The following is a 21,267-nucleotide window of genomic DNA, read 5'->3' as shown; positions in this document are numbered from 1 at the left end:
AAATTCCTTGTCACAACGGACAGGATCACAGGCCACTCGGTCGGATTTGGCTTGTCGGGTACAGTGAGCCGTCCGACACCTCCCGGCTGGGCGGCGTGCTCGGGCTCAGCCTTTGGAACGCATACGCGACGGGCTTATCCCGAAGGCTCGAGAAAACGCACGAGAGAACGAGGCCAGCTCGGCATAGCCAAGCTGCTGTGCCAGTTCGCTGATTGCCACTCTCTCCTCGCAGAGGCGATCGCGGGCGTGGTTCATGCGGCACTGCTGCCAATAGACCTCAACCGAAGTTCCCATGAGCGCGCGGAAACCATGGGTCAAGCGCGTCCGGCTAATGCCCACCTCGCGAGCGATTTCATCAAGGCTGCCCATGCAATCCAGCCGTGAAGCCACAAGCGTGGCGGCGCGGGCAACGGCTTCGGCGGTGCGCGGCGTCAGCGAAGCGCTCAGGCCAGCAGTCTCGGCGGGCATCTCGACGGCCGCCTGATAGATCAGCGCAAGGATCTCAAGATAGCGAGAGCGAACGAAGGCACGCCGGGTACCACCAGTGAAGGGACAGTCCAGGACTTGGTTGACCGCCAAGACCATCCGCCCGTCCAGCGGCAGCGAAAAATGCGTCGGCGTATCGATATGGCCGGGATCGACCAAAAGCGAGAGGTGCTCGGGCACGCGAGAAACCGTGGTTTCAAGGAATCGCAACACTGCAGCAGGGCGCAGCCAGAGGCAGGCTGTACGCCAGCCATCTACCGGAGAGGAAATACGCTCTATCCGCGCACCGGCAGGGTATCGGGTGACAATGCAGCTCCGGCTGGGCTGATCGATATCGGCGAAGTTCGAGATACTCTCCAGGCCCCGCCCACCCAGACGCAGGCAGAAATGCAGCCAGTCACCGCTCTCGATTGTCTGGTTGTGATGCCCGACAAGCGGCAGGGGACGCGGCGTGCCGCTGCCGGTAAACGCAAATGCATCAGGATCGAATTGTATCAGATCTTGATGAAACGGGTTTCCATCGATGTCCGAGCGCACAACCAGCCCGCGGTCGTCGTCATAAAAGCGCCCGGCACGCTCTGGTGCGGACCCATAGAAGGCTTCGGCCATGGCCCGGTCGAAGAGCATGTCGTTGGAAAACTCCATCCGTGCCCGCGTTGCAGCGTCGGGCCCGTCTCTCTCAGGCAAGCTGGAAGTCAAACATGGTGTCGGCATCGGCGGCCCCATCGAATGTCGAAAGGTGGCGAAGACTCAGATTGCCTCAAACAGTGTCAGCCTTGCCTCAGTGGGTCAACTGAGGTGCCCCTAGTTTCCTAGACACTTGCCTCGTTCAGTTTCTCCTGCCTGATTTTGAAGTCATCAGACGACAGCATGTTGATGTTCATGTGCTTGCGCCTTGGGGTGGAGAACATCTCTATGTAGTCAAACACGTCCGATCTTGTGGTTTCCCCGCTCAGGTATGTTCGTCGGTGGATGCGCTCTCGCTTGAGGATCTGGAAAGAGCTTTCCGCGACGGCATGTTCATGACGGTACCCACAGCGGCACATGCTGGCCTCGAGACTTTGCTGGGCCGGGAACAACTGCCACACGCGCCTGGTGAACCGCGATTCCTGGTCGGAATGGATGATTGCCCTGATCTTGGACTTGCGCCGCCAGACGGCCGCGAGGAGCGCCTGCAAGGCCAGATCGGTTAGGCGAACGCCTGAATGAGCTGTGCAATAGTTCGACCTCGGATGCGCAGATCGACACGATGGGAGATCTGCGCAATTTTGGCCTGACCACCTGCAGATCTCGACGACATGCGCGGATCAGGTATCTGAACACCATCGTCGAACAGGACCAACGCATCATCAAGACACGGGTCTGGTCGATGCGCGGCGGGTTGGCCCCGTCGCGCATTCGGGTCCGGGCGTCACACGCCGAACAGATCCAGTTCCATCACCTTGACCCACGCACGGACGAAATCAGCAACGAATTTCGCCCCGTTGTCAGCCTGGGCATAGACCTCGGCCAGCGCCCGCAACTGCGAGTTCGATCCAAAGACCAGATCGGTCCGCGTGCCGGTCCAGCGCAGCGCACCGGTCTTGCGGTCGCGGCCTTCGAATAGGGTCTGATCTTCATTCGCCGAACGCCATTCGGTGCCCATGTCCAGAAGATTGACGAAGAAGTCATTCGTAAGCCGCCCCTTGCGGTCGGTCAGCACGCCATGGGAGCTGTCCCCGTGATTAACGCCCAGCACACGCAACCCGCCCACAAGCACCGTCATTTCCGGCGCGCTGAGCGTCAGAAGCTGCGCCCGGTCCACCAGCATTTCTTCCGGCGCGGTGCGATACCGGCCGTTCGAATAGTTGCGGAACCCGTCCGCCTCCGGCTCCAGCGGGTCAAAGCTGGCGGCGTCGGTCTGTTCCGCCGTGGCGTCCATCCGCCCGGGTGTGAAGGGCACCGAAACCGGCCGTCCCGCGGCAAGAGCTGCGGCCTCAATCCCTGTGCCGCCGGCCAGCACGATCAGATCGGCCAGCGAGACGCGCTTGCCCCCGGTCTGGTCGGCGTTGAAATCGGCCTGAATGGCCTCGAGCGCGGCGAGCACCTTTGCCAGTTGCGCGGGCTGGTTGACTGCCCAGTCCTTTTGTGGCGCAAGGCGGATCCGGGCGCCATTGGCCCCGCCGCGTTTGTCAGACCCGCGGAACGTCGAGGCCGAGGCCCAAGCGGTTGCCACCAGTTCTGCCGTGGATAGGCCAGCCGCAAGGATTTCGCCTTTCAGCCCTGCGATATCCGCTGCGTCGATCAGCGCATGGTCGCGCGCCGGGATCGGGTCTTGCCAGATCAGCTCTTCTGCGGGCGCTTCCGGGCCGAGATACAGCGTCTTCGGCCCCAGATCGCGGTGCAGCAGCTTGAACCACGCGCGGGCGAAAGCATCGGCGAACTGGCCCGGATTCTGGTGGAAGCGGCGCGAAATCGGCTCATAGATCGGGTCGAAGCGCAGCGAGAGATCCGCCGTCGTCATGAAGGGCGCGTGTTTCACCGCAGGGTCATGCGCGTCGGGGATCATATGTTCCGGACGGCAGTCCTTCGCGCGCCACTGGATCGCGCCGGCGGGGCTTTTCACCTGCTCCCATTCATAGCCGAACAGCATGTCGAAATAGCCGTTGTCCCAGGTGGTCGGGTTCGGCTTCCAGGCGCCCTCAAAGCCCGAGGTGGTGGTATGGACGCCCTTGCCCGAGCCATGCCTGTTCAGCCAGCCAAAGCCCTGCGCCTCGATGGCGCCGCCTTCGGGTTCGGCGCCCACCAGCGTTGGATCGCCCGCGCCATGCGCCTTGCCAAAGGTGTGGCCGCCCGCGACCAGCGCCACGGTTTCCTCATCATTCATCGCCATCCGGGCGAAGGTGTCACGCACATCGCGGCCCGAGGCGACCGGATCGGGGTTGCCATCCGGCCCCTGCGGGTTCACGTAAATCAGCCCCATCTGCACCGCCGCAAGAGGGTTCGCCAGATCACGCTCTCCCGAATAGCGGCTGGACGGCTTGTCGGAAGTGGCGAGCCATTCGCCCTCCGGACCCCAATAGATATCCTCCTCCGGTGCCCAGATATCGGCGCGCCCCCCAGCGAAACCGAAGGTCTTGAAGCCCATCGTCTCCATGGCGACATTGCCGGCGAGCAGCATCAGATCGGCCCAGGAAATCCGGTTGCCGTATTTCTGCTTGATCGGCCACAAGAGGCGCCGCGCCTTGTCAAGATTGCCATTGTCCGGCCAGGAGTTCAGCGGCGCAAAGCGCTGGTTGCCGGTCGAGCCGCCGCCACGCCCGTCTGCGGTCCGATAGGTGCCTGCCGCGTGCCAGGCCATGCGGACCATCAGCCCGCCATAGTGGCCCCAATCCGCCGGCCACCAGTCCTGGCTGTCGGTCATCAGCGCTGCGAGGTCTTTCTTCAGCCCGGCATAATCCAGCTTCTGAAACTCGGCGCGATAGTCAAAATCCGCGCCCATCGGGTCTGACTTCGGCGCATGCTGATGCAGAATCGACAGGTTCAACTGGTTCGGCCACCAGTCCTTGTTGCCGCGCCCCCCAAGGGTCGCGTGCGGCATAGCGCCGTGGATCACCGGGCAGCGCCCGGCGGGGGTGTTTCCGTCCATATTGTCCTCCCAAAGGATCGGCGGGTGTTGATCTGCCCCGGACCGACCTCTCCCGTGCCGACCCCGAAACTGGAATCATTCTAGCCAGGCGATCGCTTCAGGGAAACTTGAATATTCTGATAAGATGTATCAGACTTCCTTATGCGCAGCCTGACCCTGAAACAAATTCGCTACTTCGATGCCCTCGCCCGGCTGGGAACCTTCAGCGCCGCCGCCGAGGCCTGTTCGGTCACACAGCCCGCCCTGTCGATGCAGATCAAGGAAATGGAGGAAGGGGCCGGCAGCCCGCTTCTGGAGCGCGGCGCGCGCGGGGTGCGGCTGACCTCGTTTGGCGAGATGGTGCATCTGCGTGCCCGGGCGATGCTGGCGATCCTTGACGATCTGGACGATCTGGCCCGCACCGCCGGGACGAAGCCCGCAGGCAAGTTGCGCCTTGGCGTGATCCCGACGGTTGCGCCCTATATGCTGCCATCGGTCGTGCGGCGGCTGGAGCAGGAGTTCCCCGGTCTCAGCCCGATTCTGCGCGAAAGCATGACCTCGCGCTTGATCGAAGAGTTGAACGACGGGCGCATCGACGCCGCGATCCTTGCGCTGCCAGTCTCGGAACCCTCGCTGAACGAGGTGCCGCTGTTCAATGAACGTTTCGTGCTGATCCGCCCCGCCGAGGATGCGGCCAAGCCGGTTCCGAACCGCGACAAGCTGCGCGAGATGAGGCTATTGCTGCTGGAAGAGGGGCATTGTTTTCGCAACCAGGCGCTGTCGTTTTGTGACATGCCTTCGACCCAGCCCCGCGAGATGCTGGATGGAAGCTCGCTTTCGACACTGGTGCAGATGGTGGGCGTCGGGGTCGGGGTGACGCTGATCCCCGAAATGGCGGTGCCGATCGAAACCCGTTCGGCCGAGGTTTCAGTTGCCCGGTTTCGCGACCCGCAACCGCTGCGATCCATCGGCATGGTCTGGCGCAAATCCAGCGGGATGGAGGCGCAGCTGATGCAGATCGCCGAGGTGGTGCGGGACTGCGGCATCCGTCTGAGAAAGGCCAGCGGACTGACCAAATTGCCGGGCTGGCGCCACGACTGAAAGCCGGAGAAGATGACGACAGCGTGATGCCACGCGCAGGTGGAGTTTTCGGAAATGCTTGCTGAACGCAGTATCCATATTATAGCTTTTGGTGCAGAAGATGCGGCGCAAGGTGACACGGAACCGACGTTGCAACCAACGGCACGCGGGGAGGCGGGCCCGGACTTCGTTCGGGGGCAATTGGTTACGAGTCTCACTGGACATTGGGAGGATGGCCATGGTCGATATCATTTCGAAGCGGAGTGGCCCGCGCCGCGAGGACGAACGAGCCAACCGAATCATCCAGGCGAACCGGGGAGCTATCACTCAGATCGCCGATCACCTTACGCAGGGCGGCTATAGCGCGAACAAACGGGCCAAGGCAGAAGCGGCCAGGGCACCGGCGGCTGAGGAGGGCCGTCGCATCTATGCCGTCTCTGCCGGGCACAGCCCTGCGGCGGACGCCGGGGATATTCGGATCAAGGTCAGCGTGAACAACCGGGTTGTAGCCTATGACAACGGCTCGGGACGGCAAGTCCATCTGCTGGGCGAGATCCGGCGCCAGGAGGGAACCCGTTACTTTGCTATAGCCTCGCGCGAGAACGGCTTTGTCTCGGGCCTGCCCGATGACATCACCGAAAAGATCGGCGAGCTTGACGGGCAGATCATTGATCATGCCTGCCCGGAAAGCCTGCTCGCCGGTGAGATTGCCGAACGACTGGGTCTGGGCTGATCCTGCGCGTCACAATGACATGCCGGCGCCTGCCCCCACGGACGCCAGACCTCCTGCAAAAGCCAGACCACGTGCATGTGCACATGCAACAGCAAGGGCGACGCCATCGCCCCAGCCCTTTGGGAGGAGATGCATGACCGATCAGCTTTCGGGATACCATACCCGGACCGGCATGTTCGATGACTGGCTGGACCAGCGTGCCACGATGCGCGCCTGGGAGGATTTTTTGACCTACCGGGACATCGAGCACAGCCGAACCTCAGGTGTGCGGCGCGAAATCCTTGAATCCTGGTCGCGCAGTCTTGCCTCCGGAATCGACGCCACCGCAGAACTGGCGCCGCTGAATGAGACCGAGGAACTGCTGGAAGATGCGCGGCAGAAGACTTCCGATCTACGCGCCGCCGCCCATGCGCCGTTTCAGAAGATTGGACCGCTGCTGTCCGAGGCCAACGCCATTCTGGTGCTGACCGACGCCGAGGGACTGGTTCTTGAACAGATCGGCGATCTGCGCACCCACAAGGCAGCGCGCAGCATCCATCTGATTCAGGGCGGAAAATGGGATGAGGCCGCAATCGGCACCAACGGGATCGGCACGGCAATCCGCTCGGGTCGCCCCACGCTGGTGCATGCGTCCGAGCATTTCTGTCAAGGCATCAAGGCCTGGACCTGCGCCGCCGCCCCGATCCGCGATCCGGTTGATCAGCGCATCATCGGGGTGGTCGACCTGTCCGGGCCGCCCCTGATCTTCCGCCCGCATAATGTTGCGATGATCGCTTCGGTCGCGCGCGAGATCGAAGCGGCACTGGCCGAACGGCAAGAGATGCGGCGCACCCGGCTGCTTGAGGCATTTCTCGACAGCAGCCCGGCACAAGGCGGCCGCGATGCGGTGGTGATCCTCGACCGGATCGGGCGGGTGATGTATCACCGCCTGCCCTCAGGTACCCTCCGCGATCATCCCGCGCCGAAACTGTCGCTTGGCCAGCAATTCATACCGCTGACCGTCTCGATGAGCGATCAGGACATTGCCCGCGCCATCCCGCCACATCTGCGCCCCAGCGGGGTCAGCCGCCTTTTCCTTGACGGCGAATTCAGCGGAGCAGCGCTGATCCTGCCGCCGCGCCCACAAGCCGCTGCCGCCCCGGCAGCGCCGGTCGAAGCCTTCCGCATCCCCCCCCGTTCGGGGGCCGAGCGGGATGAGTTGCTGATGATCGGGCAGGCGCCGAAATTTACCGCTGCGGTTGATCTGGCGCGGCGCACGGCCGCCGCGGGTTCGGCCGTGCTGATTCAGGGCGAAACCGGAGCAGGCAAGGAATTGTTCGCCCGGCTGATCCATACCTCGGCCGCCCACAGGGGCCGCGCGCCGTTTGTGACGGTGAATTGTGGGGCGATCTCGGCCGAGTTGTTCGGATCAGAGCTCTTCGGCCACGCGCCGGGCGCCTTTACCGGTGCCACCCGTGATGGCAAAGCGGGCAAGTTCGAACAGGCCAATGGCGGCGTGCTCTGCCTTGACGAGATCGGCGAGATGCCGCTGGAATTGCAGCCCTATCTGCTGCGGGTGCTGGAGCAGCGCGCGGTCTACCGGATCGGCGATTCCAAGCGCCGTCAGATCGACGTGCAACTGGTGGCGATGACGAACCGCGACCTGCGCGAAGAGGTTGAGGCCGGGCGCTTCCGTCGCGATCTTTACTATCGGATCAGCGCGATTACGATCGAGGTGCCGCCGCTGCGCGAACGGCTCAGCGACATTCCGGCGCTGGCCGATCACTTCAACCGCGCGGTGGCGACGCGGCTTGGTCGGGCGCCGCTGGTACTGACCGAAGGAGCGGCACAACTGATGGCCGGTTATGGCTGGCCCGGCAATGTGCGAGAGATGCGCAACCTGTTCGAGCGGCTGCATCTGATGGTCATCGGCGACATGGTCGACGAGGAAGATCTGCCCGCCGCCCTCCGTACCCAACCGCGCGGGACGTCCGCGCCGCCGGTCGAGGCCCCGGCGCCCGCCAACCTGACCGATATGGAGGAGCAGGCGATCAGACGGACGCTGATTGCCGAAGAGGGCAATCTGACCCGGGTGGCCCATATTCTGGGCATCTCGCGCCCCACGCTGTATCGCAAGCTGAAGACCTACGGCATCCGCCGCACCTATGAGTGAGATCGGGTAGAAAAGGCGCCACCTGGAAGGGTGTGGCGCCTTTTCCTAAAATTATTTCAAAAGCCTGACGGCGGCCACCAAGATCAGGGCACGATCACGCCCCGCCCCGTGAAGCGGCGGTTCTTGAAGTCGTCGATCGCGGTGTTGATGTTGTCGAGCGTGTAGGCGGTGTAGTGCATCTTCACCTTGCCGTCCGAGTTCAGCTCCATCAGTTCGACCAGTTCGGTATAGTCGCCGACCAGGCTGCCGCCGATCTTGATCTCATTGGCTACGAGATCCAGCGTCGGCACCTCGATCCTGCCGCCATAGCCGACGACGATACATTCACCGCCCTTGCGCAACAGCTTCCAGCAGATGTTTTCGACACCAAGCTCACCGACGAAATCGATCACCACATGCGCCCCGCCGCCGGTGATCTCTTTCAGCTCCTCAATCAGGTTCGGCCCGCCATCCAGCACCACGTCAGCGCCCAGTTCCTTGGCAAGAACCTGTGCCCCCGGCTCACGATCAATGGCGATCAGCCGTGCGCCACACAGCTCGCGCAGTGATTGCAGCGCGATATGGCCAAGGCCGCCCACACCCAGCACGGCGCACCAGCTTCCAGGCGGCAGCATCTTTGCGGCCCGCTTTGCTGCACGATAAGCGGTGATTCCGGCATCTGCCATCGGGGCCACGTCCAGCGGCATGATATTGGTGTTCAGCTTGATCAGCGAACGCTCGTTCGTCTTGAAATACTCTGCAAAGCCGCCGTCCAGACCCAGGCCTGGGAAAAGACCGTGATCGCAATACATGTCATGGCCATGGTGGCAGTTCAGGCAGACACCGCAGGTGCGCAGCGGGTGGCAGATCACGGCATCACCCGCCTTTACCGTCCGCACATTGCTGCCGACGTCTTCAACCCAGCCAGCGTTTTCATGGCCCATGACATAGGGCAGCAAAGTGTTGTGCGGGTCCATGATCGGTTTCCACACACCTTCGATGATATGCAGGTCGGTGCGGCACAGCCCGGCCGCGCCAACGCGGACGATCACCTCGTCGGGGGCAAGGATGGTGGGAGCCGGGATATCCTCGATCACCAACTGCACGTTCATCGCCGGATCGTATTCATACAGTCTTGCGGCCTTCATGGCGCGTTCCTTATCCTATGGATTTCAAGGGCCTAAGCGGCGTGAGGCGGCACATCCGGCCGCCCCTGTCCTTTACTGGCGGCCAAGCCGCTCCGAACCGCCTCCAAGGGCGGGGCCTGCCGTCGGATCAACATATTCTTCGGCATGACCGATAAGGGTCTCAGTGGTCAGGATCAGGCTGGCGACCGAGGCCGCATTGGCCAGCGCTGAACAGGTGACGCGCACTGGATCGACGATCCCAGCCTCGATCATGTCGCGGAACCGGCCCTGTGCGGCGTCGAAACCGAAACCGCTGGCCGAACGGACAACTTCGGCGATGACGGCGTTCGGGTCCGATCCGGCATTGATCGCAATCCGCGCCAACGGCCGGGTCAGGACTGAACGCACCAGTTCCACGCCCGCGGCCACATCGCCGGATACCTCCGACGCCACAGCATCCAGCACCGGCGCGGTGTGGGCCAGCGCCGAGCCGCCGCCGGGCACCACGCCCTCTTCGACCGCCGCTCGGATTGCGTAGAGCGAATCCTCGATCAACTGAATCTTGCGCTTCTGTTCCACCGGGGTCAGGCCGCCGGCATGAATCACCGCCGTGCCGCCCGACAGTTTGGCCAGACGCTCGCGCAGCTTGTCCTGCTCGATATTCGGCGGTGCAATGTCATACTGCCGCTGCACCTGCAGCCGCCGCGCCGCGATAGCCGCCGCATCGCCCGCACCGCCGATCACCGTGGTCTGGCTGGCCGAAGCGCGTACCTGCCGCGCCGCGCCCAGTTGTTCACGGCTGACATTCTCGATCTTCTTGCCCAGATCGCGGGCCAAAACCTCACCTCCGGTCAGGATGGCCAGATCATCCATCATCGCCTTGCGCCAATGGCCGTATTCCGGTGGGTGCACGATCAGATACTTGCCCGGAGGGGCAGCCTCCAGCAGCGTTACCACCACTTCGGGGGCAATCTCTTCGGCCACGATCAGCAGCGACCGCCCTTCGGCATCGGCAATCTCACGTGCCGCATCCAGCGCGGAAGGTGCGAGAATTTTCTGATCGGTCAGCAGGATCAGCGGCTTTTCCAGCACCGCCTCCATCTCATCCTGGTCCGTGACCATGTGATGAGAGATATATCCGCGCTCGAAAGACATGCCCTCGATCACCTCGAAGGTCGTCTCGACCGTCACTGAGAAATCTGCGTTGATGATGCCGTTTTCGCCGACACGGCTGTGCGCCTCGGCCACGATTTCGCCCAGACGGGGGTCGGTGGCGGCGATATTGGCCACAGCGGCTAGAAGGCGTGGATTGTCCTTGACCGGCACTGCCTGCCGCTTCAGCTCCTCAACAACCTTGCCGACGGCCAGTTCGATTCCACGGCACAGATCGACCGCCCGAGCACCGCGCTCGGCCTGGGTTACGCCCTGCTGGATCATCGCATTGGCGAGCACGATCGCCGTGGTGGTGCCGTCACCGGCAACCTCGTTGGTCTGCATCGAGACCTCGCGCACCACCTGCGCGCCCATGTTTTCAAACCGGTCCGGCAGTTCGATCTCGGTCGCGATGGAGACCCCGTCGCGGGTGATCAGCGGCGTGCCGACCGGACGGTCGATCATCGCGTTCAGCCCCTTCGGACCAAGCGTGGGTTCGACGGCGGCGGCAAGGCGGGCCACGCCGCGTGCCAGCGCCCGACGGGCCTCGTTCGAGTGAATCAGAAAGTTCGGCATCGGATAATTCTCCCTTGTGACCGGACCCGCAGGGCGCGCCGGTTCCCCTTCATGGTGGTGGGTTGGCGTGGCTCAGCTTCGGCTGTCCGGGCTGGCCCCGTGATCCCGGGGCGGCACACGCCCCAGAATGAAGTCGATCAGTTCGGGCTCCTCTCCCTCACGGACGACTTCCTTGTAGCGCGCGGCGGCGAGGCCGCGGCACACGGCACCGTTGAACTCCATGTTGATGCGGAGCGCTCGCAGCCGCCTCAGATGGTTCTCCAGATCCTCGGCGACAATCGGATCGCCGCGCCAGGTTACGAAAGCGTGGTCCTCGGGCAGAAGGGCAAGCCCGTCACCGACAAGGATCTCGCGGTAGCGCGGCTTCTGCGCCGCGGCCTCGGGCAGATTGCCAAAGTTCAGCGCATCAAGGCCCGAAAGGGTCAGCCCCGCGATCTGCGCCGCAGACCAGCCCATCGACCTCAACCCCAACATCACCGCTTCCTGACGGCGCAGGAAGGCCTTCTCGCGAAACGTCTCGCGCACCACGCCGAGATCGGCACCTTCCGTCAGTTCGGCAAAGACCACCTCAAACGCCCGGTCGCCGTTGATCGCGTCATTCACGCGGTCGGCAAAGCAATGGTCCAGCAACTGGACGCGCGCCTTCTGCGCCCAGCCCGGCGCCATAGCCGCCTTGCGGATGCCTTCCGCCATCAGAAAGGCGAAGTTCGGCGAGCACCAATAGGTTGGCAGCCGGAAGTCGATCTCGACATCTCCCAGATGCGACACCTCCAGCCGTTCGACAAAGCCCATATCGGTAATCGGCTCATCCAGCTCGGGGTCGGTGACGGCGGAAAGCCGCCGCCACACTTCCCTTGCCTTCGAGCCACTGATCTGTGGCACGCTCATCGCTCACTCCGCCGCGATACGAACCGGCGATTGCGCCAGCTCGGCTTTCTTGGCTGCCACATCGATGCCGTAGAGCCGGGCCGCGTTCAGACCAAGGATCTTTTCCTTGTCCGCATCGGTCAGGGTGACGCCACGGCCGGCCACGGCCTCTTCGTCCAGCTGGAAGTTCCAGAACCGCTCGACCAGCCATTGCGGGGTCCAGATCCCGTAGTCCGAACCGAACAGGATCTTCTCCGGACCGATCCAGAACAGAAGTTCGGTCATGATCTCGGCAAAGTGCTTCGGCCGGTTGAAGATCAGCGGCAGCGCCACCGCAAGGCCACCATAGACATTCGATTCCTGCGTCGCGATCCAGGTGAAGTCATCCAGACGCGGCAGGCCGCAATGTTCGATGATCCAGTTCAGGTTCTGGAAATCCGTCGCGGCATAATCGACATCCGTCACGTCAAAGGAGTCAAGGCTCAGCGGCTTGATCGTCGGCCCCTTGTGAACGTGGATGTTCTTGATCCCCAGCTTCTCGCACAGCTCGAAGCATTTATAGGCCTGCGGATCGTTCAGCCGCCACCCTTTGGATGCCCCGTTCCATTCGGCGGTGTACATCTTCACGCCTTTGATATCATACACTTCTTTCATGAAGTGGATGTATTCAAGCGCCTTTTCACCATCGCGCGGATCGAACGAGCCGTTGACGATGAAGCGTTCGGGATAGCGCCGTGCCACCTCGAAATTGCGTTCGATCGTGTTGAAGCCATTCTTGTAAAAATCCTTCAGATAGGTCGACTGAATGATCGCCATATCGTCCGGGCCGTTGACGAACAGATCGTTATACAGATCGTCCTCGGAGTATTTTTCGAATTTCTCCTTGCTCCACTGCACCTCTTTCGGGCTGAAACCCGTGTGATAGGCGTAGAAGCAGTCAATGAACTGCTTGCCATGAATGTTGCGCTGGTTTTCCGGGCTGCCATCCCAAAAGTGGACATGGCCGTCGAGAACGAAAATCTCTTTACCGTCCGCTGTCTTGTACATGAAGTTCCTCCCTTGCGTATCTATTGATGGGTGAGTCAGAAGGTGATCGCGACCTTGAGCACGCCATCGCGCTGATTGGCGAAAAGCTCATAGGCATCCTCGATCTGGTCAATCTTGTAGCGGTGGGTGACCAGCGCACTGAAATCGACGCGGCCCGCGCGGACCACATCCATCATCCGGCGCATCCGTTCCTTGCCGCCGGGGCACAGCGCGGTGCGGATGTTCTTCTCGCCCAGACCGGCGGCAAAGGCATCAAGCGGGATTTTCAGATCGGTGGAATAAACCCCAAGACTTGAAAGTGTGCCGCCCGGACGGATCGAGCGCAGCGCCCATTCAAAGGTCGCCTGCAGCCCAAGCGCCTCGATCGCCACGTCACAGCCACGACCGTTGGTCATTTCCATTATGGTCTCGACCACATTGTTCGAGGCCTTGAAATCGACCACTTCATCGGCGCCCATGCGCTTGGCCATGGCCAGCCGTGCGGGAACGGTATCAACGGCGATGATGCGGCTCGCGCCCATCAGCTTCGCGCCGGCCGTGGCACAAAGGCCGATGGGTCCTTGCGCAAAAACCACAACCGTATCGCCGATTTTGATATTTCCGTTCTCGGCGCCAACAAAACCCGTCGACATGATGTCGGGGCACATCAGCACCTCTTCATCGGTCAAGTCGTCGGGGATCGGGGCCAGATTGGCCATCGCATCCGGCACCAGCACATATTCGGCCTGACAGCCGTCAATGGTATTGCCGAACTTCCAACCACCAATCGCTTTCCAGCCATGCGGCGTGCCTGCGCCATCCTGCGAGCAAAAGCCGCAAAGGCAGGCGTTCGACCAACCCGAGGGCGTGATCGCGCCGGCGATTACACGCTGGCCCTCACGGAACCCTTTGACGGCCGAACCCAGCTTCGCGATCACGCCGACCGGCTCGTGGCCGATGGTCAGCCCGCGCTCGACAGGGTATTCGCCTTTCAGGATATGGATGTCGGTGCCGCAGATCGTGGTGGTGGTGACCCGCATCAGCGCGTCGTTGGGACCAACATCCGGGATCTTCTTGTCTTCAAGAACGATCCGACCCTTTTCGACGAACACCGCCGCCTTCATCATCTGAGCCATTCCGCCCTCCTGCTGAATTGAGAAAGCCGGGGGCACGTGGTCGCGCGCCCCCGAAAGTCGCTCAGATGAACTCGAAAACTTCGTCCATGTCGCCGAACAGGATGACGGTGTTGTCGTCGATCCTGACCATGCGGCCGTAATGGGTGGAGGTGTTGACCTCGAAGATCTCGGCGGTCATTTCGCGGCCGAGATATTCCGAGATGTCATCCATCTTGAAGATCAGCTTGCCTTCGCCGTCGATGCGGATGGTGGCCGGATTGTAGGTCACCGTCACCTTCGGATCCTGGTCCATGTATTCGGCGATGGCGCGGGCCTCGACCGAGTCATTCATGGTTACCCCGCATTCATGCGAGATTTCGCGGCTGCTCAGGTCGATGTCCTTCATCGACTTGAAGATGTTGCTCTTGGTGCTGTCGCGTGCAGTGCTGGACATGGTGGCTCCTCTCAGCGGCTCAGACCGACTTCGCCAAGGATATGCGCCAGCCGCTCATGCGAGGCGGCCTGGGCATCGGCGAAGGACACGGGTTTCGAATGGGGTTGCGACCAGACCGGTTGCAGCGCGGTCGCGGCCTTGTCCGCCAGATCGGCGTGCTTCTTCACCCAGCCGTTGAACAGAGCGCGGTTGTGGGCGCCGTGCTGTTCGTCATGTGCCAGGAGGTAGATCAGGTCGATGGTGTTGGCGAGGTTGCGCTCGTAGTCCGCTTCCGCTGCCGAAATGACCGGGGGAGTGATGAAGTCGTTGTTCGCCGCCGCCGCCTGCATCAGGAAGCCCGAACGGAACAACTCTCCCACCAGCGGTTCGAAGATCAGATTGATCGCGAAATACTGCTCGAGGTAGTCCTCGGAGCCCATGATCGTCTCGACCGCCAACCGGCAGGGCTGCCAGACTGGATCTTCCAACCAGGCCTTCTTGCCCAGCTCGTCATCCCAGCCCTCGATATCCATGCCGATCTCGGCCAGATAGAGCGTGATGTCCTGCGCCAGCCGCATCTTGTAGGACGAATTGGTCAGCGTGGCGTTGTTGATCATCTGCGTATAGCCGTAGCGCTGCGCCTGCATGAGCGAGGTGCCAAGGCCGAACTCGGCATGTTTCCATGCGCCCAGATGCGTTTGCAGGACCTTCTGCCAGACCCGATCAAAGACCAGATGCGCGCCGGCTTTGCGGGCGTTGCCGATCACCGCCTGCACCATCGTCTCGATCTTCGACTGGCGCTGATAATGGGTGCGTTCCCATTCCTGGTCCGGCGCCCGGAAGGCGTGCCAGTTCGACGAGAGCGCGCGGGTGTTGTCCTTGGTATAGGCACCCTTGCCGTTGCCGAAGCTGATGATCCAGTCCTGGATCAGGTAGCGTTCGGGATCGGGCTGGACGTCAACAGTGACGTCCTCGTAGTGGGTGGCACGTTTGCCCCGCGGCTCGAAGTAGTTGTATTTGCGGCTAGTCGATCCCGCGAAGATCGCGGAGCCTGCGGCGCCGGATTTGACGGGGTTGGCTGTTGCTGCCATCGGTCTTCCTCCCTAGGTGGTTTGGTTCACAGCGAAGAGCGGTCGGGCCGCCTTAGTGGCCCGACGAACCGGACGTCGTGGTGAACTTGTCGTAGAAAATCCGCTCGCTTTCGTAGTCGAGCATGAAGAGCGTCGGGGTCAGCGCATCGATCATCGGAGGCGGGCCACAGGCATAGACATCGCCCTCGCCGGCAACTCCCAGCTCGCGCAGCTTGCGGTCCACGGCCTGATGGACAAAGCCGGTCTCACCGGTCCAGCCGCTGTCCTCCGGGGCGTGGGACAGAACAGGGATGAACTCGACCGAAGGATGTTCAGCGGTGATCGCCGCCAGTTTGTCGAGATGGAAGAGATCGAGTTCGGTGCGGGCGCCGTAGAAGAACAGCACGGGCCGGTCCTCGCCACTTTCGATGTGGTCGTGCAGGATCGACCAGACCGGCGACATGCCTGACCCCGCGCCGACCAGAACCACTGGCCCCTCGCGCCCCTCGCGGCGGAAGCACATGCCATAGGGGCCGACGACACTCACTTTTGCTCCTGCCCGGATTCCTCCGTTGTCGAGTTGGTTGGAGAACTTTCCTTCCGGGTATTTCTTGATGATGAAGGAGAGCTTTTGGGTTTCGCTCGGCGGATTTGCCATGGAGAACGAACGCGTGATCGTCTCCCCTTCTTCCGTGGTGACTGTGATGTCGACATACTGACCCGCCCAGAACTTGAGCGGCGCGTTCAATTCGATCTCGACGCCGCGGATGTCATGCGTGAGTTTGCGAAAATCCGTGATCCGGCCTTCGAACTGCTTGACCGGAATGGATTTCGACAGGACCTCCTCGTCATAATTCAGAAGGTCGATCGTCAGATTGTCGAAGGCCTTGGCGCGACACATCAGGATCTGACCGCTGTCGCGGTCGCCATCATTCAACGCGAAGGTGGAATATTTCAGCATCTCGACCTCGCCGTCGAGAAGCACGCATTTGCAGGCCGAGCATTGCCCCTCCTTGCACCCGTGGGGCAACGCGATCCCCTGGCGGAATGCGGCGTCTAGAACGGTTTCGTCCTCTTCGACCTCGAACTCCACGCCAACGGGTTCAAGTCTTACGGTGTAAACCTCTCCCATTCTGTCCGGCCTCCCCGCCGTCAGTCTGGCAGCCTCACAAGGCCGCCTCAGTCTATTCCCGGTGAGCGGCGGGGCCGGAACCGGCCCCGCCAACCTGCCTTAGTTGCAGGGATTGATTGTGAAGCCCGCCTGGTATTCGGCGACGTGCTTGGCGCGTGCCTCGGGGGTCATCTCGCGCAGCAGGGTCAGCGGCGACAAAAGGGTGTGGCCGCGCACATCGTCCAGCGTCCACATGTCCTTGTTGTCAAAGCGCAGGTGCGGCTGCGGCACGAGGGTCTTGCCATCGTCACGGACGAAGTTCAGGTCCTTGATCGCATCGGCGAGATCCCAGCCGTGATAGACAGTTTCCCACTCGCGTTTGCCCGAGAACTTGCCCATCGCCGGCGTAGGACGGCCCTGGTACTCGTTCGAGAAGGCCTCCACGGCGGTCCAGCGGTCCAGCTCATGCGCGAAGGTGTGCAGCTGGCCGTCGATCTCGTCGACCACCATGTCCTCGCGGATAAGGCAGGGCACGAGGCAAGACCAGCAGCGATGCGGGTAGACGTATCCGGTTTCCTCGTTGAACGTGATGACCTTGTTGCCCGGCTTGGACAACTTGGCATACCATTTCCAGAATTCACCGAATTCCGCATACCACCCCGGATACTTGGCTTCGAACCATTCGAAGTCCTTGTCGGTCTGCGCCTCGATCCGCCAGAAGTTCACCGGCCAGCCGACCGCGAAGAACTGCGCGACCTTGTGGACATAGTTCTTCTTGGTGATGCGATTCCACGCCTCCTGGACATCGTCGTGGTGGACCTTGATGCCGTATTTTTCCAGCGGCAGCATGTAGGTGCGGTAGTAGTCCTCGAAGATCCAGCGGTGCCACATCTCCGCGTAGGATTCCTTTTCCTTGTCGCGGTTGGTGGTGCCATATTCGATCAGCGTGCCGATGGCAGCGTCGACGATCGCGTGGTTCTGCCAGAAGGCATACCGCAGGTCGCGCTCCAGCAGCAGGTGGTTTTCCGGCTCTTTCAGCGCGGCCATCAGCAGCGAGTGGCCGTTGCCGATGTGGCGGCTTTCATCCGACTGCACCGACAGGAACACGGTCGGCAGCGCGTAGTCGCCGTTGCGGGCGGCTTCCGACGGCATGGCGACGAAAAGCGTGTTGGTGAAGGCAGTTTCCGCGACAACGGTCAGATACATACAGGCCGAGGTCATCACGTCGCCGGTGATGAAACCTTCGCCGAACTGGCGGCCGATGGTGGTGGCATAACACTTACCGAACGCTTCTTCGGTAATGTCAAAGCCAGCAGGGTCGATATAGTTCTCCATGTACCACTTCTTCAGGTTCATCTGAATGGTGGAATGGCGGAACTCGTCAACCATCTGCATGGTAAAGCCGGTGCGCAGGTCTTCGCCGGGCGCGATCCGGGCCACCATCGCCATCGACCGCGCGGCCGAGATTTCCGGGAAGGGGATGATCGCGAGGAACAGCTTCATCCATTCAACCCAGCGGGGCTGAACGTTGCGGAACATGTCGCCGCGGAGCGCCGCATCAAGCGCGCCGTAAACGCGGTTGTCTTTCTCTTCCTGCATCGGGAAGTAAGAGCGCAGCACCTGTTTCATCGGGTCGCGCGGGGCTTTGGCGATCTTGTAGTCGGTCGGGAAGGTCGCGGCTTCCTGGACATAGCTGGGATTCCAGCCAAGATCCGAGATCTTCTTCGTGGCTTCGCCGACCGAGATTCCGCGCTGAGCGGTAATCTTGTTGAGCGTCAGTTGCGTCATGCCATGAGTCTCCTGATGTTGACGGTCGGGACGGGCTTGTCCCGGCCGTTGGGCGGGTTATCCGCCCCGGTTTTTCCGGCCCCTGTTGCGAGGGAAGGGCCGGGTCAGGTCACGGCAAAGGTTGCGGGCAACGAGGCCGGAAACCACAAAGCGACAACGCATTAGGTGCTGCCGTTTTCCGGTGGCCTCGCTTCTCCTCCCATTCCTTCGTTCTTTCGGGGTCTGCCCTGGCATCAGGGAACCGCCTTATTGTGCTTGGGATACATGCAGAACCGGTGCCAGCGCGGGATCTCCGCCCAAATATTCTTGCGGGCCCGTTGGAGATGGAAAATAATAGACTGATATATAATGATTTATTTTTTGCGAACTTTTTCATCGGCAAGTTCGGCGCGCCAGACGACGCCCCTCCCCCGGCGTTCCAAAACGTTACAATCGTTACGGTCCTGCGGGCTCGAGTTGCACAAATCTGTAACAGGAAGGCCGTTACAGCAGGGTCTCCCACGATTCGGACCCCGTTCTAGGTTTCGGAAGTGCAGAAAATTTATGCGGCAGCGCAGTATGTAAAATGGCCCGAAATCTGTAATCCGTCACCGGAATAAAATGTTACAATCGTAATGCAAAATTACGCTTTTCCTATTTATAATCATAGCCTTAATATCAATAGTCTCTGTTTGCACCGACTTGCGGCTGTTACAATGGGCACATGAGCCGGCGTTGGTCGGCCTGTTCGCCAAAGGCCGTCCAAGATGTCAGACCATTTACACTCCGATCAGTCATCTTCCCGCATTACCGCCGGAGCGGTGGTCGCGCGCGCGCCACAGGATCTGGTGTTCACCATGCGCTTCCTTGGTCAAAGCCAGGAAATCCTGCACAGCCATTTCCGCCATTTCCTCGAGGCCCGCCTTGCCGAGGCCGGTGTGACGCCAGACAGCCATCCGCTGTTGCCGTTCTTCATTGACAGCCATGCGGTTGAGCTGCGGGAGTTTGTGACCACAGGCGTCTCACTGGCGCGCAATTTTCGGCTGGGCGAGATCGAGATCCTGATCGGCGACGTGGAAACCCTGATGCGGGTCGACATCTGGGACGCGATCGCCAGCCATATCGACATTGCAGAAAAGCGCTTCAGCGAGGGGATCGCCCGCGTGGTCGCCGGTCTGAATGCCGATGAAGCCGCCCTGCGTCCGGTGCGGCCATGACGGGCTCAGTGGATAGTGTCGCCCTGTGCGGTCCCGGGCAGGTGGCTCCAGATTGCCTGAATATCCTCGCGCATCTCCTCGTGAGCGGCGGCAAGGATGCGGTCACGCGCCGCTTCGTTCAGCGTGACCAGCAGCTCTTGCACATGGACGCCATCGCCCGGACTTGCAGCCTCGCGCGCGGCAAGGGCAAGCGGATGGTCATGGCCCAGTTCTGCCGCAGCCGCGCGGGAGATGGCGGCCAGAAACCGGGTTTCGGAATCGACCTCCTGCATCTGCGGCTCCTGTCTGCGGGTCGGTTGTCAGGCGAATGGGGAAGACTATGACAGCGACAGCACGCGGCGCTCAAGAGATTCTCGCCGATCAGTTCCGCCTTACTGCCGAATTGAGCGCCCTGACCGGCGAGTATCATCGGCTGCTGCAGAAGGTCGCCGCCGCGGGTTTTGCGCGCCAGATGGCCGAAGATAGTGGCGGCGCCGATCTGGCGCAGGCCGAGCGCGCCGAAATCGCCGCACAGCTTATCGCCGAAGCCTACGAAACGCAGGTGCAGGCGTTGGAAAGACAGCTCTCCGCCCTCGGGCAAGAGTTTCTGGCTCTAAAATGAGGAACATCCGATGAGTGCGACCGCCACACAGGAGGCCCCGGCCAAGCCGGCCCCTCAATCCGGCCAATCCCCGCTTTTCGATCTGCTGGCGCGCAGTTGGTCGCTCGATGCGCCGATCTGCGATGTCGCTCTCGACATTGCAGGCACGATCGCAGGCTTTGCGCTGGAGAACGGCCGTCTGGCGCTGATGGCGCTCAAGGACCCGGAGTCGGCGCTGAACCGGATGCGGGTCGAGGCGGACTCAGGACGCAGCACCATCCGCCCGCGCGAAAAACCGGTGGGCACCCCGATCCTGACGTCAGAACTGGCCAATGGCGCGCCGCTCTTGGCGGCTTCGGGCGCGATCGGCCTGATTGCTGCGGCGCGCGATGGCCGCATCCACCGGGTCACGCCGCGGGGCCAGGTCATTCCGATGCTCAGCAAGACCAGCCCGATCTTCGCCGTTACCTCGGACCTTGCGGGCCGGCTGGCCGTGGGCCGCGACGGCCGCACCGATCTGTATGAGGAAGAGGGAATGCGAAGGCTTGCCGGCCTTCTGACCCCCGGTCCGGCAAATGCTCTGGCTTTCGCGCCGGATGACCGTTCGCTGGCTGTGATGCTAGCAGAGAACCTGCTCCTCGGTCAGCCCAGCCAGGGCTATGAAAACCACCCGCTCGGAGGCAGCGGGCCGCTGTCGTTCTCGGCCGACGGAATCTGGATCGCTGGATCAAACGGCAGAGACGGGTTCTGGTTGTTGCGGCGCAACGATGGTGCGATCGGCCGCATCGGCAACTTCCGTGCACCGCCCTCCTCCGTCGCGTTCAGCAAGGCGGGTGAGGCGATCTTTGCATCCGGTGCCTTCCGGGCAGCGGGCTGGTCACTGGCAACACCGCCCTTGGCCAGCGAGGCGACAGGCGCATTGAAAACCGGACGATCCGGCCTTGTGCTGATCGAGAAGATCGCCGCCCATCCGGGTCGCGACCTGATCGCGCTTGGCATGGCTGATGGGGCCGTCGCGATTACGCGGGTCGGCCAGCCCGAGGAAATGCCGCTGCGCCACGCCGACGGCAGCCCGGTAACGGCGCTGGCCTGGTCTGCGGACGGGCTTCACCTTGCCATTGGCACGGCTGCCGGCTCTGCGGCGCTTGTGACACTGCCGCCCCAGCTCTTCAAATGACGAAAGGAAGAC

The 21,267-nt window shown here is 62.0% G+C and carries 19 protein-coding genes; 6 read left to right on the top strand and 13 right to left on the bottom strand.

What is annotated here, in order from left to right:
- Positions 1-105: 105 nt before the first annotated feature.
- The 3 genes from ACED67_RS09875 to katG all read right to left on the bottom strand — a co-directional run bounded on the left by ACED67_RS09875 (position 106) and on the right by katG (position 4,114).
- On the bottom strand, positions 106-1,131 hold the full coding sequence (locus ACED67_RS09875) for a helix-turn-helix domain-containing protein (RefSeq protein ID WP_395541431.1): 1,026 nt from the start codon (positions 1,129-1,131) through the stop codon (positions 106-108).
- Positions 1,132-1,298: 167 nt separating this feature from the next.
- Positions 1,299-1,664, bottom strand: coding sequence for an IS3 family transposase (locus ACED67_RS09870; protein WP_395541430.1), 366 nt, complete (start codon positions 1,662-1,664; stop codon positions 1,299-1,301).
- Between the two features lie 233 nt (positions 1,665-1,897).
- Positions 1,898-4,114: a catalase/peroxidase HPI gene (gene katG, locus ACED67_RS09865; RefSeq protein WP_395541429.1), complete on the bottom strand. Its 2,217-nt coding sequence runs from the start codon at positions 4,112-4,114 to the stop codon at positions 1,898-1,900.
- A 141-nt stretch (positions 4,115-4,255) separates the two neighbouring features.
- Between katG and ACED67_RS09860 the strand changes: the two genes are divergently transcribed.
- The 3 genes from ACED67_RS09860 (at position 4,256) to ACED67_RS09850 (ending at position 8,058) form a co-directional block, all read left to right on the top strand.
- Positions 4,256-5,194: a hydrogen peroxide-inducible genes activator gene (locus tag ACED67_RS09860; protein ID WP_395541428.1), complete on the top strand. Its 939-nt coding sequence runs from the start codon at positions 4,256-4,258 to the stop codon at positions 5,192-5,194.
- Positions 5,195-5,405: 211 nt separating this feature from the next.
- A complete protein-coding gene (locus ACED67_RS09855; protein ID WP_395541427.1) occupies positions 5,406-5,906 on the top strand; it encodes a hypothetical protein in 501 nt (166 codons plus the stop codon).
- Between the two features lie 133 nt (positions 5,907-6,039).
- Positions 6,040-8,058, top strand: coding sequence for a sigma-54-dependent Fis family transcriptional regulator (locus ACED67_RS09850; protein WP_395541426.1), 2,019 nt, complete (start codon positions 6,040-6,042; stop codon positions 8,056-8,058).
- A gap of 83 nt (positions 8,059-8,141) precedes the next feature.
- Here ACED67_RS09850 and ACED67_RS09845 read toward each other — a convergent pair whose 3' ends face one another.
- The 9 genes from ACED67_RS09845 to ACED67_RS09805 all read right to left on the bottom strand — a co-directional run bounded on the left by ACED67_RS09845 (position 8,142) and on the right by ACED67_RS09805 (position 18,302).
- Positions 8,142-9,185: an NAD(P)-dependent alcohol dehydrogenase gene (locus tag ACED67_RS09845; RefSeq protein ID WP_395541425.1), complete on the bottom strand. Its 1,044-nt coding sequence runs from the start codon at positions 9,183-9,185 to the stop codon at positions 8,142-8,144.
- 72 nt (positions 9,186-9,257) lie between these two features.
- Positions 9,258-10,892 carry a molecular chaperone GroEL gene (locus ACED67_RS09840; RefSeq protein WP_395541424.1) on the bottom strand — a complete coding sequence of 545 codons (1,635 nt, stop codon included), beginning with the start codon at positions 10,890-10,892 and terminating at the stop codon, positions 9,258-9,260.
- Positions 10,893-10,964: 72 nt separating this feature from the next.
- Complete coding sequence (locus tag ACED67_RS09835; RefSeq protein ID WP_395541423.1) at positions 10,965-11,780, bottom strand: iron-sulfur cluster assembly protein; 816 nt, start codon at positions 11,778-11,780, stop codon at positions 10,965-10,967.
- A 3-nt stretch (positions 11,781-11,783) separates the two neighbouring features.
- A complete protein-coding gene (locus ACED67_RS09830) occupies positions 11,784-12,806 on the bottom strand; it encodes an amidohydrolase family protein (protein ID WP_395541422.1) in 1,023 nt (340 codons plus the stop codon).
- 35 nt (positions 12,807-12,841) lie between these two features.
- Positions 12,842-13,921, bottom strand: a complete 1,080-nt coding sequence (locus ACED67_RS09825; protein ID WP_395541421.1) for an NAD(P)-dependent alcohol dehydrogenase — start codon at positions 13,919-13,921, stop codon at positions 12,842-12,844.
- 61 nt (positions 13,922-13,982) lie between these two features.
- Positions 13,983-14,354, bottom strand: coding sequence for an MmoB/DmpM family protein (locus ACED67_RS09820; protein ID WP_395541420.1), 372 nt, complete (start codon positions 14,352-14,354; stop codon positions 13,983-13,985).
- Positions 14,355-14,365: 11 nt separating this feature from the next.
- On the bottom strand, positions 14,366-15,424 hold the full coding sequence (locus ACED67_RS09815) for an aromatic/alkene monooxygenase hydroxylase subunit beta (RefSeq protein ID WP_395541419.1): 1,059 nt from the start codon (positions 15,422-15,424) through the stop codon (positions 14,366-14,368).
- A gap of 52 nt (positions 15,425-15,476) precedes the next feature.
- Positions 15,477-16,535, bottom strand: a complete 1,059-nt coding sequence (locus ACED67_RS09810) for an NADH:ubiquinone reductase (Na(+)-transporting) subunit F (protein ID WP_395541418.1) — start codon at positions 16,533-16,535, stop codon at positions 15,477-15,479.
- A 99-nt stretch (positions 16,536-16,634) separates the two neighbouring features.
- On the bottom strand, positions 16,635-18,302 hold the full coding sequence (locus ACED67_RS09805; protein ID WP_395541417.1) for an aromatic/alkene/methane monooxygenase hydroxylase/oxygenase subunit alpha: 1,668 nt from the start codon (positions 18,300-18,302) through the stop codon (positions 16,635-16,637).
- A 746-nt stretch (positions 18,303-19,048) separates the two neighbouring features.
- Here ACED67_RS09805 and ACED67_RS09800 point away from each other — a divergent pair.
- Positions 19,049-19,498: a hypothetical protein gene (locus ACED67_RS09800; protein WP_395541416.1), complete on the top strand. Its 450-nt coding sequence runs from the start codon at positions 19,049-19,051 to the stop codon at positions 19,496-19,498.
- 5 nt (positions 19,499-19,503) lie between these two features.
- On the opposite strand, the gene ACED67_RS09795 is transcribed toward ACED67_RS09800, so the two are convergent.
- The gene (locus ACED67_RS09795) at positions 19,504-19,770 is read right to left on the bottom strand and encodes a hypothetical protein (protein WP_395541415.1); all 267 of its coding nucleotides are present in this window, start codon (positions 19,768-19,770) and stop codon (positions 19,504-19,506) included.
- Between the two features lie 47 nt (positions 19,771-19,817).
- Between ACED67_RS09795 and ACED67_RS09790 the strand changes: the two genes are divergently transcribed.
- Entirely contained in the window at positions 19,818-20,099 is a 282-nt protein-coding gene (locus ACED67_RS09790; RefSeq protein WP_395541414.1) for a hypothetical protein, read from the top strand.
- 10 nt (positions 20,100-20,109) lie between these two features.
- Positions 20,110-21,255: a WD40 repeat domain-containing protein gene (locus ACED67_RS09785; protein WP_395541413.1), complete on the top strand. Its 1,146-nt coding sequence runs from the start codon at positions 20,110-20,112 to the stop codon at positions 21,253-21,255.
- The last annotated feature ends 12 nt before the right edge of the window (positions 21,256-21,267 follow it).

It is taken from the genome of Neotabrizicola paludis (assembly GCF_044142105.1).
Taxonomy (GTDB): Bacteria; Pseudomonadota; Alphaproteobacteria; order Rhodobacterales; family Rhodobacteraceae; genus Pseudogemmobacter.
Note: the sequence above shows the minus strand (reverse complement) of the source record. Positions and strands in the feature narration are given on the sequence as shown.